General features: G+C 60.9%; 8 protein-coding genes and 4 pseudogenes. 11 read left to right on the top strand and 1 reads right to left on the bottom strand.

The features are described 5' to 3' along the window. The 4 genes and pseudogenes from eno to V2S85_RS25545 form a co-directional block, all read left to right on the top strand. Window positions 1–539: pseudogene (eno, locus tag V2S85_RS25560) on the top strand (phosphopyruvate hydratase); the annotation flags it as partial. Between the two features lie 218 nt (window positions 540–757). Next, a complete protein-coding gene (locus V2S85_RS25555; RefSeq protein WP_330705608.1) occupies window positions 758–1,264 on the top strand; it encodes an RNA polymerase sigma factor in 507 nt (168 codons plus the stop codon). A 103-nt stretch (window positions 1,265–1,367) separates the two neighbouring features. Further along, window positions 1,368–2,309: a FecR family protein gene (locus V2S85_RS25550; protein ID WP_330705607.1), complete on the top strand. Its 942-nt coding sequence runs from the start codon at window positions 1,368–1,370 to the stop codon at window positions 2,307–2,309. A gap of 127 nt (window positions 2,310–2,436) precedes the next feature. Further along, entirely contained in the window at window positions 2,437–5,925 is a 3,489-nt protein-coding gene (locus V2S85_RS25545; RefSeq protein ID WP_330705606.1) for a TonB-dependent receptor domain-containing protein, read from the top strand. Between the two features lie 325 nt (window positions 5,926–6,250). Here the strand turns inward: V2S85_RS25545 and V2S85_RS25540 are convergent, their stop codons facing one another. Beyond that, window positions 6,251–6,991, bottom strand: coding sequence for a dienelactone hydrolase family protein (locus V2S85_RS25540; RefSeq protein WP_330705605.1), 741 nt, complete (start codon window positions 6,989–6,991; stop codon window positions 6,251–6,253). Between the two features lie 232 nt (window positions 6,992–7,223). Here V2S85_RS25540 and V2S85_RS27335 point away from each other — a divergent pair. The 7 genes and pseudogenes from V2S85_RS27335 to V2S85_RS25510 form a co-directional block, all read left to right on the top strand. Continuing rightward, window positions 7,224–7,508: pseudogene (locus tag V2S85_RS27335) on the top strand (hypothetical protein); the annotation flags it as partial. 76 nt (window positions 7,509–7,584) lie between these two features. After that, on the top strand, window positions 7,585–7,737 hold the full coding sequence (locus V2S85_RS27330) for a hypothetical protein (protein WP_419198236.1): 153 nt from the start codon (window positions 7,585–7,587) through the stop codon (window positions 7,735–7,737). A 145-nt stretch (window positions 7,738–7,882) separates the two neighbouring features. Continuing rightward, window positions 7,883–8,433 (top strand): annotated as a pseudogene (locus V2S85_RS25530) (TraU family protein). Window positions 8,434–8,893: 460 nt separating this feature from the next. After that, window positions 8,894–9,304, top strand: a pseudogene (locus V2S85_RS27325) (LysR family transcriptional regulator); the annotation flags it as partial. Window positions 9,305–9,359: 55 nt separating this feature from the next. Beyond that, window positions 9,360–9,584, top strand: a complete 225-nt coding sequence (locus V2S85_RS27320) for a LysR substrate-binding domain-containing protein (RefSeq protein WP_419198235.1) — start codon at window positions 9,360–9,362, stop codon at window positions 9,582–9,584. A gap of 501 nt (window positions 9,585–10,085) precedes the next feature. Continuing rightward, a complete protein-coding gene (locus V2S85_RS25515) occupies window positions 10,086–12,290 on the top strand; it encodes a TonB-dependent receptor (RefSeq protein WP_330705604.1) in 2,205 nt (734 codons plus the stop codon). Window positions 12,291–12,459: 169 nt separating this feature from the next. After that, window positions 12,460–15,024 (top strand): glycoside hydrolase family 3 C-terminal domain-containing protein, encoded by a 2,565-nt coding sequence (locus tag V2S85_RS25510; RefSeq protein ID WP_330705603.1) that lies wholly within the window; start codon window positions 12,460–12,462, stop codon window positions 15,022–15,024. Window positions 15,025–15,535: the final 511 nt, after the last annotated feature.

The following is a 15,535-nucleotide window of genomic DNA, read 5'->3' as shown; positions in this document are numbered from 1 at the left end:
AGAACGGCAAGTACGAGATCAGCGGCGAGGGCCTGAGCCTGTCGCCGGTGGCCTTCGCCGACTACCTCGCCGATCTCACCGAAGCCTATCCGATCATCTCGATCGAGGACGGCATGAGCGAGGACGACTTCGAGGGCTGGAAGGCGCTGACCGACAAAATCGGCCACAATGTGCAGTTGGTCGGCGATGACCTGTTCGTCACCAACCCGGCGCGCCTGACCATGGGCATCGAGAAGGGCCTGGCGAACTCGCTGCTCGTCAAGGTCAACCAGATCGGCACCCTGACCGAAACGCTCGAAGCCGTCTCGATCGCCAACCGCAACGGCTACACCGCCGTCATGTCGCACCGTTCGGGCGAGACCGAGGACGCGACCATCGCCGACCTCGCCGTCGCCACCAACTGCGGCCAGATCAAGACCGGCTCGCTCGCCCGTTCGGACCGGCTTGCCAAGTACAACCAGCTCATCCGCATCGAGGAAGAACTGGGCAAGGCCGCGCGTTACGCGGGCCTGAGCGCGTTTGGTCGTCTGAGCGTGTGATCCGCATCGTCCCGGGCTCGGGCCCGGGACGTCTGTCAAGCCGCGAGAACCCTAAAGACATAGTTGCGCGCCCCACTTATCATGTGAAGCGCCAACAGCGGATCCATAGTTTTGCAAGGATGGCAGTTAAGCCTCCAAAATTGCAAATTTAATTGCAATTTGGTCGCATTATCGTTTAGGCGGCCTAGCGCGGTCAAGCTTGATCTGCGGGACCACCCATGCCCACCAACGCCTCTTCCCTCCTCAAAGTGCTTATAGCCGAGCGCCCTGCCATCATGGCGAGAATACGGCGCATCGTCGGTAGCGAAGCGACCGCCGAAGACGTCATTCAAGCCTTATGGTTCAGAATCCGTGACGTCGCCGACACTCCACGGATCCTCAGCAAGCGCTCTTACCTCTATCGTCTCGCCATCAATCTCGCGCTAGACCAGGTCCGCGCCGACAACGCCCGCCTCAACGCATTCCAGCGGGCGCAGGCGCATCTCTGGGCCGAGGCGCAGCGCGCGCCCACCGAGCAGGAAGCGCTCGACCGCGACGAACTGGCGCGAGTCCTGGCCGCCGCTGACGGGCTGGACGAACCTACCCGCAGCATGTTCATTCTCAACCGCTTCGAAGGGCTTCGGCAGAGCGAGATCGCGGTGAAGTTCGCCGTTTCCACAACGACGGTGGAAAACCATATCCGCCGCGCGCTAGAACAGCTGCGGCGCGCCCGGGGTCCGCAATGATTAGGAGATCCCGTCGGCCAACACTTGGGGCACGCCTTGTCGCACACGTCTTACAGGGCAGCAAAGGGCGGTGTGCGTCGCCATGCAAGAGGAGGCATAAGCATTGAGCGCCACGGATGTGCAGGACCGCGCGGCCGACGAAGCGGCTCTCTGGGTGGTGCGTCTGGCCAGCGGCGACATGTCAGACGAGCAGATCGCGACGTTCGAGAGCTGGATGGAGCACGGCACTAACCGCCTTGCTTTCGAGCGGGAGCGAGATCTGTGGCAAGCGCTGGACGCGGGCGTCGTGCGCCCGCAGGGTAGCGTGCTGCGGCGGTTACGGCCCTCGCCGCGCGTGGCTGCTTGGACGTTGCTGACGGCACTGGCGGCGACGGTGGTGGTGCTGGCGACAGGTGGGAGCATGCTGACCCGCCTGCAGGCCGATTATCGTACAGACCCTGGCGAGGTGCGCACTTTCGAGATGGCGGACGGAACGTCCGTCATGCTCGACAGCGACGCCGCAATCGCGGTCCACTATGATCGCGACCAGAGACGAATAGAACTGCTGCGCGGCGACGCCTGGTTCGACGTGCGGCATGGCGACCACCGTCCATTTCGCGTGACGGCGATGGGTGGCACCACGCAGGACGTCGGCACGTCGTTCGAAGTGCGGCGCGGCGCGCATGACATCCTGGTCGCCGTAACGCAAGGCGCCGTTCAGGTGACGACCGGCGCGCACGGCGAGCCGTTGCCGGTGGAAAAACTCGGCCGCGTCCGCTATGACGAGGGCGGGCAGATCACCAGGATCGGTGATGCCGCCCCGGCCGCGCTAGCAGCTTGGCGGCGCGGCATAATCGCGATCGACGATATGCCGATGAGCGATGCCATCGCTCGGGTTGCAAAGTATCGGCCTGGAGCAACGTTCACTTTGATCTCGATGGATCGCCAGCCCGCCGTTAGCGCCGCCTTTCGGATCGACCGCAGCGACGAAGCCCTGCAAACGCTTGCCGACATGGCCGGCGCGAAACTAATCCTGCTACCCGGCGGAGTGGCGATCCTGCGCTGAAAAATATTTGAAAACTGCCTTGGGGCACATACGGTGACATACGTCTTGGGCATACAGATGCGAATGCGGATCATTCGTAACTGCAGAGGTCCTGCATGTCGTAGGCCATAGCGAAGCTGGAACGCAGATGCCCTACATGCAGGCTCCCAAGATGCGCCGCCCCACCCTTCATGCCATTCTAGCCGGCTGCGCACTTCTTGCCTTCACGGCAGGGAGCCCCACAGCGAGTGCCCAGACGGTCCCGCGCGAAGCGGAGACTACCCGCGCGTTCGACATCACCGCGAAGCCGCTCGCCAACGCGATCATGCAGTTCACCGAACAGTCCGGCATTCCGGTCGCCTACCCTGCCGCACTTGGCGCCGGCAAGCGTTCCGCCGCCGTCAAGGGCCGCTTTCATCCGCTGGAGGCGCTCTCCCGACTGCTGGTCGAAACCGGCCTGGCGGCGCGCATGACCCCGGCAGGTGTGACCCTGGAAGCGCGGGCCACTGCGGCGGCGAACGCGGCCGAACCGGCACAGATCGGCTCCGTGACAGTCACTTCGACGGCACTGGAACGCTCAGCCACGACCGGGAACACTCGCAGCTATTCGACCGACCAGGTTTCGATCGACCGCCTTTCCAGCAGCCTGCGCGATATTCCCCAAGCCGTTACGGTGATCACCCGCGAACAACTCGACGCACTCAACCTCAACAGCGTCAACGATGCGATCGCCTTGCAGAGCGGAGCGATCGTCATCCAGAACGACGGGACCAACGAGCGTGCGGAAATCATGTTCCGTGGCTTCCTGGCGGATTCGCTGCGCGTAGACGGCGGCGCCGTGTCGGGAAACAACGACGTAACCACTTTCGACGCGGCAATCTTTGACCGGATCGAGATCCTGCGCGGTCCCGCCGGCATCCTGCAGGGTGCGGGCGATCCCGGCGGGACCATCAACCTGGTGCGCAATCGGGCGACGGACACGCGGTCAGTCAACGCAGAGGCGCAAGTCGGTTCTTGGGACCAGCTTCGCGGCGTGGTGGACATAGGCGGGCCGATCACCGCGCAAGGTGGCGTCCGGGCACGTGCCATCGCATTGATCAACAAGTCCGATTCCTTCGTGGACCTCACCAATTCGCGCCGCTTTACGCTGTTCGGCACAGTCGATCTCGACGTGACGCCCGATACCACCGTCACCGTTGGCGGCACTTGGCAGGAAGCGGAGGGGCGTAATGGACGTGGCCTGCCTGGCTATGCCGATGGGACGATCCCCGATGTTGCACGCTCCACTTTCATCGGCGCTAGGTGGAATCACAATAAGACGAGATCCGCCGACATCTTCGCGAACCTGGAGCACCGCTTGCCTGGAGGCGCGGTCTTTCGGCTGACGACCAGCTACCTTGACCGCTCGCGCCACGGCAAGCTGGCTTTCCCCGACAGTGCGGTCGATCCGGCGACCGGTGAGACCCTGCTGGAAAACGAATACCGCATCGATACCGAGGAGAACCTCAACCTCGATGCCAACCTGCGGGTCCCGTTCGACCTGGGCGGTCTGGAGCATGCCCTGTTGATCGGCGCGGACTACCGCCGCATCAATGAGGCGCGCAGGGCTGCAGCGGGTGGCTATGTGGCGCAGAACGTGTTCTCGCCGGACCATGACATCGCCGAGCCGGATTGGATCTTCGAGGAATTTCTGGCAACTCGGACCGAGCAGTTGGGCACTTACGCGCAGGCACGCATCAAGCCGGTATCGTGGGCAACGTTCGTGACTGGCGGTCGTATGACCTGGTGGAAGGCGCGCGCCTACGAAGGGGTCGCCGACGAACTGGTGGGCGTCACCAAGGTCGATGGCAAGTTCACCCCCTATGCGGCAGCGCTGGCGGATCTGAACGGGTTCCTTACCGCTTATGCCTCCTACACCTCGATCTTCGTGCCGCAGGACGACGTCACGATCGAGAACGAAGCAGTGGCACCGCGCGTGGGACGCCAGTTCGAGATCGGCGTCAGGGTGGCGCTGCCGGCGTTCGAACGCATCGGGAAGGGTGCGGCCTATGGCCGGATCGACATCCGGTTGCCGGAAGACAACCGGACCGTGCGCATCGAGGCGATGCCGCGCGATGCCCGACACGAAGGGATGAGCGACGAAATCGATATCGACGCACTCAACGGCAAGGTGACGCGGTCGGACTTCTACGCCGACCGACCGGCAGGGCGAATCGTAACGTCCTCGATGTTCATGCTCCACAGTGGCCAGTTCTTCGGCTTGCCGGGCCGGATCCTGCTTTTCCTGGCCAGCGCCGCCATGCCGCTGTTCACAGTGACCGGATTCCTCCTGTATCTCGCCCGGCGCCGCAAGGCACGCATGCCGCGAGCTTCCACACTGCCGACCGCGGGGCCTACCGACACGGGCACGGTAATTGCCTTCGCCAGCCAGTCCGGCTCCGCCGAGCGCATCGCCCGGCAGACGCTGGCATCATTGCCAGGTGCCCGCCTGCTGCGCATGGGCGGGCTTTCGCAGGATGTCCTTGCCGGTACGCGGCGGCTCCTGTTGGTAGCCAGCACTTACGGCGAGGGCGAGGCGCCCGACATGGCCCGCACTTTCGTGCGCAAGGCCATGGCGACACGGCCCGACCTGCAGCACCTGGATTATTCGGTTCTGGCCCTGGGTGACCGCGAATATCGGCATTTCTGTGCTTTCGGGCATGCCCTGGATGTATGGCTCGACGCCTGCGGGGCTCGGCGCTCGATTCCGCTGATCGAGGCCGATGGCGAGGACGCCGCATCATTGGAAACCTGGCGGCTATATCTTGCCGGCCTTGGCGCCCGACCTGTAGGTGCCGCCTGGGAACCTGAGCCTTGGCAGCGCTGGCGACTGGTCGAACGCCGGCTGCTCAATCCCGGCAGCCAGGGCGGCCCCATGTTCCACCTCTCATTTGCGCCGTGCCATGCCGGCGCGCTAAAGTGGCTCGCCGGTGATATCGCAGAAATCTTGCCGCGCCGCGAATCTGCTAAGGCTCAGGATGAGACGGAGGCCCCTGCCCTGCGCGCCTATTCGATAGCCTCGGTCGCTGCCAGCGGTCACCTCGATCTGCTGGTGCGGCAGGTGCGCAAAGATAACGGCCTTTACGGCATCGGCTCGGGATGGCTGACGAACTGGGCCAAATTGGGTGACGAAATCGACCTGCGCATCCGCGTCAACGCATCGTTCCACGCACACGAAGACGCCAACCGGCCCCTAGTCCTAATCGGCAGCGGCAGCGGCCTGGCTGGCCTGATCTGCCACGTGCGTCAACGATCACGTCAGGGCGGCGCGCCAGTCTGGCTGATCCACGGAGAGCGCAACCGGATGCATGACCGCTTCCACGACGAAGAGCTCTCCAGCCTTCGCGCTTCAGGCACGATCGCGCGCATCGATTGGTGCTGGTCACGCGACACCGATTCCAAGCGCTATGTTCAAGACGCGGTCACCGCGGCCGCCGCGGATCTCGAACGATGGGTTAGTCACGGATCGGCCATATACGTATGCGGCAACGCGAAGGGGATGGCCCCCGAAGTGGACAAGGCGATCCGCGGCGCCATCGGTGACACGCTCACCGACCGCTTGATCGACCAGGGTCTGTATCGTCGTGACGTTTTTTGAACAGGATCGAATGGCTATGAAGCAGCTGCCCTTGAGCTGACCGCTCCATGCCATTCCCATCTTCAACCAATGCGATTTTATTGTATTTCATCTCGCAGCGCGCAGTACTGTCTCAAATATCGGATCTAGAAATAGGAACAGTATCACCGTGATAGACCGTCAACGCTATCACCGGGTGTTCAATCAACTTTGCGACAGAACCCCTGCTTGCTCCGAGCATTGGGGTGCCGGGGTTCTCGCGGTGCGCGCGCTTGCCCGAAAAGGCGGCAAAGTTCAGAACTCTGTGCACCGCCCCGCGCAGATCAGCGCCACCCACCGATAACCTTCACCTGAGTGAGCGATGAAACAGTTGAACCGCCGCGCTTAAAGCCCGAGCGGTCAAGACAGGATCATAGCGGTGTCCCTCGTCCCGCATGAAGGCATGAGCGGCATTGAATTCGAGCCATTCGTAGCTGACACCGACGGCTTCTAGCCGCTCCCTGATCTGCTGCCGTCCTGCAAACGGGATATGAGGGTCCTGCCTGCCCCAAACGAATAGCGCTTCAGCTTTCAACTCTTCCAGGCGAGAGAAGGTATCGTCGTTTCTGCCTTCTCCGAGTGTAGAGCTGTGAATGTCCGTGGGATAGAAACAGGCCGTCGCCTTCACCCGCTCGTCGAAGGCCGCTCGGAGAGCCAGGTGGCCGCCCAAGCATTTGCCGACGGTTCCGAGCATGCCCGTGCTCGCCGGATGAGATGCCAAGTATCCGAGGCCGGCTTGTGCATCGCTGTCGAACGCTGCGATACTCTTGGTGACCTTGAGCGCATTGCCCCGTTCCGTGCCTTGGGCATCATAGGCGAGGCACGCACCAACTGGTTCGAACTCATGGTAGACTTCCGGGACACCCACGAGAAACCCCTGACCTGCCAAAGTGGTTGCTAACCGCCGGATCGGTCGCGTCACCTGATATATCTCCGAAAAAAACATCAGCGCCGGAAAGCGGCCGGCACCAACCGGTCGAAACAGATGCATCCGCATCGCCCCATCACCAACAGGAACGTCGGCAAATTCGTCGAACAGGATATTCATGGATAGATGCTTCCAAAGTTGCAGTTGAAGTTGGATAGCGCCCGCTTTGAGCCGCGAAAAGAAGCCAGTGTGGGTGAAGGGTTTTGGGGCGCGGCCACCACGACACCGTGGTAACCACGCGGGGCGGACGGTTTGCCACATCCGCCACATAGTTGATCAAGCTTGTCTTGACCTCATACGCGATCAGGGTCAGGTGCGGATCGAACTGCATCCGGTCCGGTGCCGCAAGAGGATGCGATCGCGACGGCTCTGCAACCTACGATCTGCGGACCTCAGGCGTTGTGTACAAATCAACTTAGGTTCACGCGTCGAATTTGCCAGTATCCATTCCAATTGCTCGACAGAAGACACTGGAGAACGCCGCTTAAGGAGCTTAATAGTGCAGTCAGTCGACATCCTGGGGTCGAGCATCGCCCACACCGTGGCGAGCAAGGGCATGGACGTGATCCTCACGGACGTCAGCCTCGAGAACGTCGAAAAGGGCAAGGCCGGCATCGCCAAGGGCCTGGCCAAGCTGGTCGCCATGGAAAAGATCAGCCAGGCCGACGCCGACGCGCTGCTCGCCCGCATCACCCCCCGCCGACTACGCCCCGATGCAGGCCTGCGACCTCATCATCGAAGCCACCGGCAAGGCTCTCGACGCCCAGTCGGCCTCCAAGCAGCTCTGCGCCTGCTGCAAGGGCGTGACCTTCTGGTCCGGGGTAAGGGTCAGCTTCTGGTCGCCGAGCCGCAGGTCGATGTCGTGACCGAACCGGGCTGCATGATCGCGCTCGGCGCGGACATCATGCCGACCGGAGGAAGTTGCAAGGAAGCCGGAGCAGCCTCGCGGACGACACCAACACGCGCAAGATGTTCGCGCAGATGCATTACTACATCTCGCCGGTCTGAAAGGTGCTCGACGTGTTCACCGACCTGCCCTGCATCGAGGACTACAGCTTCGACGTCGCTCTCATCACCGAGGTCCTGACGACCTGGCAATCGGCGACGCGGGGCGCGATCATCCAGCCCGAGGCGATCCTCTTCGGTAATCCCGCGGCCCGCCTTGCCTCCATGGCCGACAGCGCCGCGGCGGCTGCCGACAAGGTCGTCGATCCGCCGTTCTGGTGCATGGTTTCGTGGGGCGCAACTTATCCGGTTACGGGCGATATTCATTGCGGGGACAGCGCCGAGGCCTGGGCAGGTCTCGCCGCACTCTTCATAATGGGACAGTTCGGTGCGCTCACCATCAGTTCGGCCGACGGTCGCTCATTCATACCCAGCCGGTGTGGGCCAAGAGTTGGTACAAGTTCCTGCTGATGGAGCCGATCAAAGACGGCAGTTGCGTCAATGTCAGCCGGCCCGGCGCGCTCTGGACGAGCGTTAAGCATGCGCTCGGCAAGGGCCACGCCCAGTTCATGCTCTTTGAAAAGACGATCTGCTGCGCCGAAGTATCGACGCCGTGAGCGGATCGTCTTCCGACATCCGCGTGAAAACGCCCGGGATCAGCCGGTAGCCTGCCCGTCAGCCCATCACGTCAGGCGTTTTCATCGCGGTCGGATTGGCGCCCCTGCGGCGTCGGTCGGCGGGTCGGAGCATCCCTTCCTACTCCACTTCCACCCTCCCAAATCGCCCATCCGCCGACGGTAAAAGGCCAAGGCGATGAAAAGTCACCACCCGCCTCCCGCCGGACTTCCTGGCCCGCCTTCTCGGCCGGCAGATAGCGCGTGGACACACGAAGCGCGAAGGAAACGGGAATAGGCTCGCTCTCCGCTAATCCACGCCCCGTTCTGCGCCGAATGTCTCGACGACGGACAGAAAGTGAAATAGCACGTTAGACAACATAAGCGACGGGCCAAAGCTATTGACCGGTCAGAACAATGTGCACCGATCCCATCGGCCTAGACCGTCCAAGCCCGTCGACTTAATGTTGCACCATCGTCAATCAGCCGCCAAATTGCACATATGGAATTCCGGTATGGCCTTGCGCTGATCGAGAAGGGGCGGCGAGGCGTGCGGCTGACCCATGCTGGCGAAGTCGTGATCGGCCACTACCGCAATCAGTTGGCCGATCGCGAGGCCCTGCGCGCCAAGCTAGAGGAGCTACGCTCCATCCGCACCGGGCAGGTGACGGCCGCCATCGGCGAGGGGTTTGCAGGCAAGAGCTTCACCAGCCTGATCAGCCAGTTCGCCGAGGCCAATCCGCAGATTCGGCTGGAGATCCTGACCGGATCGACGCAAGATATCCTGCGCATGATCGTGGATGACGAGGCACATTTCGGCCTTGTCTTCTCCACGCCGAACGACATGAAGATCCAAGTGCGATCGGTGATCGCGCAGCCGCTGATGGAGATAATGCTTGCCGGACCACCCACTGGCCGGGCAGGCCAGCGTGACGATCAAGGAACTGGCGCAGGTGCCCCTAGTGCTGCCGCCCGCGGACTTCCGCATCCGTCAGATCCTCGGCGCGGCGGAGGCCAATTCGAAGACCTACTTGCAGCCGGCGATCACGTCCAATTCGATCCACGTAGTGCAGGACACGGTGCGCTCGGGCATTGCCCTTGCCGTGCTGCCACAAATCTCGGTGTGGTCGGAACTGATCAAAGGGTCATGGTAAGCGTGCCGACCGCCGACGACACTATCGAGGAGACCACGACTAGCCTCGCCCTGCGGTCGGGCCGCCAGTTGGAAGGCGCTCCGCTACTGCCGCTGAAGCGGATAGAGGCCCAGCTAAGGCAGTGGAACAAGCCCGCGCAGCGAAGATGAAGTCATGCCAAACAGTTTCGATCCACTTCCCAACCTCCGCCAACAGCACGATGCATCCGAACAGTTTATTTAAAATAATAATAATAATAATAATTATATATATTTAAATTATATAATTTAGAAAATTAAATGGTTAATTAATTTATTCGAAAATATATTTTGAAAATTTCCCATTTCAGATAATATATGAAGAATTTTTAGGTTTGGAACGGGCGTTTATTTGAAGTTATGATCGCCGAACGCTTCGTTGCGCACAGAGCAACGTTCTTAGCCTATGTTTGTCATTGTCGCACAGCGCGGTGTCGAGCACGGTCATGACATCAATAAGAAGCAAAGGTGTCAGGGCCAACTCATGAGATCGAATCGCATCTTTAACTTTATGCAGGGTACCAGTTTGGCTCTAGCCTTGATGGTTCCAGTGTGTGCCAACGCGCAAGCCGATGTGACTACTGCTGACGCTAACAACGCCGATATCCCCGGTGAAATCGTTGTGACGGCTCAGAAGCGCCCAGAACTCCTTTCTCGGGCAGCGCTATCGGTGTCTGCTGTTGGTGGCGATGATCTGCGCTCGCAGGGCGTAAACAATGCGAGCCGGCTGCAGGACGCAGTACCTGCACTTCTGATCGACAAGTCGAACGGCCTGCGCGTAACGATTCGCGGCGTCTCCAGCGCTGACGGAACTGAGAAGGGTGATCCCTCGGCGGCAATGCTACTGAACGGGGTTTACCTGGCACGCCAGCAATCGCTTACCGGTGCATTTTACGACCTCGACCATATCGAAGTCCTGCGCGGCCCGCAGGGTACACTATATGGCCGTAACGCTACCGCCGGTGTGATCAACGTCATCACCAAGAAGCCCGCAGACAAGTTCGAGGCAGCCGCCAACCTCGAACTGGGCAATTACGGCACCTACCGCGGCGACGTCATGGTCAACCTGCCGGTCAACGACCGGATCGCGGTGCGCGCTGCTGCGTCCTATAACAAGCATGACAGCTATCTGGTGCGCGGCGAAGGCATCGAAGGAAAGCTCGGCAACGACCAGGATGAATACTCGGTTCGCCTGAGCGCCAGGGCGCTTCTCGGCAGCGAGGACCAGGGCAGCCTGGAGGTCATCGCGGATTACGGCCATCAGGGCGGCATTGGGCCCCAGTCAGTGAAGCTCGCCAATTTCTACTCGAGCCCGTTCAGCGACCCGCAGTACATCACGTCGGGGTCGAAGGCCAAGCGTACGGTCAACTATCAGCAGGTCTCGAACGGCCATCTCGATGACAAGAACTACGGGATCACCGGTCAGTTCGATTGGGACTTCGGGGGTATTGGCCTTACCTACTTGGGATCGTACCGCGTGTTCGACCGGGATGAACTGTTCACGCTCCCCTTTGAATCGAGCGGCGTTTATCCCGACGACAACCTGAGCGGAAAGACATTTTCAAATTCGCAGGAGCTGCGCCTTTCGACGACCGGCGATGGCCCACTGAAGGCAGTTGCCGGACTGTACTACTTCCGGGAAAAAACGACCGACCTCAAGACACTCCTCCCCAACCTGTTCGGCTTCTCGCTCTACGGTTTCGTTCAGGATCCGACGATCGGCATGTCGAAGGCAGCGTTCGGTCAGGCGACTTATTCGCTGACCGATTTCTTTCGCCTCACCGGCGGCGTGCGCTATTCGCGTGATACCAAATCGCGTGCGGGTATCACCATCATTCAGTCCGAATCGACCCAGCTTGATCCGTCAGAGTACACCATCATTGGCGTAAACGACGCCAAGAAGACCTTCTCGAAGGTGACCTGGAAAGGCGGTTTCGAAGCGGACGCCGGCCGTAACGTGCTAGTCTACGGCACCGTTGCGACAGGCTACAAGGCCGGCGGGTTCAACGACGGCTGCTCTTCCTCGTCGTCGGCTTGCATCGATCCGGTTTCGGCCGCTCAGCTTTACTATAAGCCGGAAATGCTCACTTCCTACGAGGCAGGTATCAAGGCACATACGGCCGATCACGCCCTCACTCTCAATGTCAGCGCGTTCCACTACGATTACACCAACCTCCAGCTCAGCACTCAGCTGACGACCTCGCAGGTCACCGCCAACGCCGGCAAAGCCAAGGTCGACGGCGCCGAGATCGAGATGGTGGCTCGCCCCGCACGCAATGACGAGTTCACGGCCTCAATGTCGCTGCTTGATGCCCGATACGCATCCTACTCGCCATTGTCGGGTGTCGATTGGCATAACAAGCGCCTCGATAATTCGCCGACCTCGGTGATCATGATGGGCTACTCGCACACCGTTCCCCTCGCCAGTGGTGCGCAAATTGTCGCGCATGCCGACTCGCGCTGGAGCGCGGCCTATTATCTCAGCGACTTCACCCGAGCGATCCAGTACCGCCAGCCTTCCTACACGACGACCAATGCGACGATCACGTATAATGCGCCGCAGGATGCTTGGTATGTGCAGGCATTCGTGAACAATATCGAGAATACCATCCGGTTGCAGGGCACCCCGGGCAGGGCCTTCGTCTCCGACCCGCGTCTCTATGGTGTTCGCGCGGGCGTGAAGTTCTAATCCACGCTTTATAAGGGGGCGACCAAAGGGTCGCCCCCTTTCTCTTGTACAGATAACCATGCCCCGCCCCGTCGCAGCCGGGATACTATCTGACGAAATCAATCGCCTTTGCAGGGGTCTGGCGTTCATACTGATAGGCGGCGCGGCAGCGCAGCCACGAGGAGCATCCGTGACAATTGCCTCAAGCACGACAATTTCCCGCCGCTCGCTCCTGCGGGCCGGCGTTTGTTCGGTGGCGTTCCTCGGAACTCAGTCCGCGCCTGGCAAGCTTCTGGCGCAATCCGGCACGACCCCCTCGGATCTTCAAAACCGGGCTGCAATGCTGGTGGCGCAGATGACGCTCGAAGAGAAGGTCGCCCTTCTCTCCGGCTCTAACCTGTATGATACCTCGGCAATCGAAAGACTGGGCATCCCCTCGCTGCGCATGGCGGACGGCCCCAATGGCGTGCGAACGAAGGATACCTCGCCGGTTACGGCTTTCCCTTGCAGTACCGCACTCGCCGCGACCTGGAATCCCCTCACTGTCGAACGTGTGGCGCGGGCTATAGGGAATGAGGCTGCGGCCAAAGGCTACCAAGTGGTGTTCGGGCCGGCGATGAACATCCAGCGCCTTCCGCTGAACGGCCGCAATTTCGAATATTTTTCTGAAGATCCCTGGCTGACCGGTGAGATTGCCAAGGCCTGGACACGCGGGGTGCGCAGTACAGGCCGCCTGACCGCTCCCAAGCACTTCGCGGCAAATAATCAGGAACGCAATCGCAAGACCATGAGCGCCAACGTGTCCGAGCGGGCGCTGCGCGAGATTTACCTGCCGGCATTTCGTACGGTTGTGCGTGAAAGTGACCCGGGCTTCGTCATGACCGCTTACAACAAGGTCAATGGGGTCTACGCTACTGACAACAAATGGTTACTGACAGATGTACTGCGTAATGAGTGGGGCTTCGATGGCGCGGTCATGTCTGATTGGGGTGCCACGCATTCGACGGTCGAAGCGCTCAATGCCGGGCTTGATCTTGAAATGCCGGGACCACCGAAAGAGCGGGGCAAGAAGCTCATCGCCGCAGTCGCCGCAGGGAAGGTCACCGAATCCATAATCGATACCTCGGCCCGCCGGATCGTGGCAGCAGCACTCAAGTCTGATCTTTCCAGACCTACGGGGGAACGCAACCCCGGCGCGATCGATACCCCTGAACATCGGGCGGCCTCGCGTCAGGCCGCTACCGAGGCCATAGTTCTGCTTAAAAACGAGGCGGGAACGCTACCGATCGACACTACCCGTGTGCGGCGCCTTGCCCTTGTCGGGCCCAACGTCGATACCCGCCTTATTCAGGGGGGCGGAAGTTCTGAAGTCAACCCCCTTCGGGCCGTCACCCCGCTCGAGGGCCTATGCGCCGCTCTGCCCGACCACATCGACCTGCAGATAGTCGATTGCGCGGATAACAATCCCTATCCCGCAGTCGCGGATCCGCGCCTGTTTTCTTCGACCCGCGAGGTTCGCGATAACGGCCTTGGTACCCGGCTCATCGTGGGGTCAGGGGCGAGCGCGCAAGTGGCCAAGACCTACCACGACCCACTGTTCATGAAGTTCGAGTTCGGCAGCGAGGTCACGGCACACCCCTCGGACACCCTGACCCTGACTTCGGAGGGCTGGTTCTGGCCGCCGCGCACTGGCGACTATGATTTCCAACTCCTTGATTTCGGAACATCGACCATCTGGATTGATGGGAAACCCGTAGTCGCGCCGCGGTTCACGGCCGGACCGCCCCCCATGTATGACTTCCTAGGCTGGCAGGCCCGCGAGGGGAAGGTCCATCTCGAAGCAGGACGCTCCTACAGCTTCCGTCTCGAAATGCTGCCGGCCCACAAGGAAGTTCCCGCTTACCGGGTCGGCCTGCGAATGCCTACAGCAAGCATTGCCGATGCGGCAGCGGCGGCGCGCGATGCCGATCTCGCGGTGGTCTTTGTCGGCTCTTCAAACACGGCGGAAAGCGAGACACTAGATCGTGACTCACTTGACCTATACGGTGGGCAGAATGCCCTAGTCGAAGCGGTGGTTGCGGCTAATCCCAAGACCGTCGTAGTCTTGAACAACGGCGGCCCGCTCGTGATGCCTTGGTCAGACAAGGCCGCAGCGATCGTAGAAGCCTGGTATCTCGGGGGCGAATCCGGTCATGCCATAGCGGACATCCTCGTCGGTAATGCCAACCCGTCTGGCAAGCTAGCACAGACCTTCCCCAAAAGACTTGAGGACAATCCAACTCATGCATTTTACAGCAATGCCGTAGATCAAAATTACGGGGAAGGTGTCCTTGTCGGCTATCGCTGGTACGATGCGAAGTCGATAGCTCCGTTGTTTCCCTTTGGGCACGGCCTGTCTTACACCAGTTTTTTTTACGATAGCTTGAAGTTGCAGCGTGAGCGTGCATCCGGGCAATGGACAATCCGTGCCAACATACGGAATACGGGGACCATGGCTGGGGCCGAAGTGGCACAGCTATATATATCGATGCCAAGCGCAGCAGGTGCGCCGCCACGTCAGTTAAGGGGATTTTCGCGCGTTTGGCTTGAACCAGGAGATGTCGCGGAAGTTGAATTCTCCTTGGATCAGCATTCCTTGTCTTATTGGGATGAGCTTAAGCGCGAATGGCGCGTGGCCACAGGATCGTATCGGCTCGAAATCGGTTCGAGTTCCCGCGATCTAAGGATCGGGAGGGAATTCGAGCCTTTCGGGTGATCGCGCGTTCGCAACGAAAGGACTCGACCTGGAGAGCCTGAGCACGATTACCTAACGCCTGTCTCCCGCCGGCTGCCTGGACTTTATCCAAGAGCGAATGGCGCTATAATGCGGCTTGCCCGCCTTCTCGGCCGGCAGATGCCGCGCGAACAACACGAAGCGCGAAGACAGCGGGAAACCTACTCAGGCGTCGCCCCTGCCCCCATGAATAGCAGCCGCCCATCGGCCGTGGTTCATGGGAGGGCATCATTCGGCCATAAGACGCCCGACATGCGAGCTGGCCATCGCCACGAGCTCGCTTTTGGGGTAAGCGTCCGCCGTCGGGCGTGTTGCGGCATTTCGGCTTGGCGCTGATGGACCTCCGCTAGGGAGTCTCTTTCTGGACTCCAGAAGGAGGCCAAGTGAAGGATCGGGTGGAGATCATCGCGCGCACCGAACGGCGCAGGAAGTTTTCGGACGCTGAGAAGGCGGCGATCCTCGCCGAGGCGGATGAAGATGGGGTATCGGTCCG

Source organism: Novosphingobium resinovorum, from assembly GCF_036352595.1.
Taxonomy (GTDB): domain Bacteria; phylum Pseudomonadota; class Alphaproteobacteria; order Sphingomonadales; family Sphingomonadaceae; genus Novosphingobium; species Novosphingobium resinovorum_B.
This window is presented reverse-complemented; position numbering and strand designations above follow the sequence as displayed.